At 68.1% G+C, this 204-nt stretch carries 1 protein-coding gene; it reads left to right on the top strand.

Features of this window, described 5'->3' with window-relative positions; all coding sequences use genetic code 11:
- Positions 1-204, top strand: a 204-nt coding sequence (locus Q1A87_RS24415) for a GAF domain-containing protein (RefSeq protein ID WP_363323073.1), incomplete at both ends; no start/stop codon positions are given.

The raw sequence follows: 204 nt of genomic DNA, 5'->3' as shown, positions 1-204 counted from the left end.
GGTTCTCAACGACGTCCGTGACGATCCGCGCGTGACGGAACCCGGGCCGCTCGAGCGGATCGGCCTGCGCGCCCTGGTCCAGGTTCCGCTGATGGAGCGCGGCCGCCTCACGACCGTGTTCTTTCTAGGCGACGATCGACCGCGGAGCTGGACGCAGGGCGAACTCGACTTCATCCGCGCCGTATTCGACCGTACCTACGCCGC

This window comes from uncultured Jannaschia sp. (assembly GCF_947494055.1).
Taxonomy (GTDB): Bacteria; Pseudomonadota; Alphaproteobacteria; order Rhodobacterales; family Rhodobacteraceae; genus Jannaschia.
The sequence above is the reverse complement of the archived record's forward strand: the minus strand, read 5'-3'. Positions and strand labels throughout refer to the sequence as shown.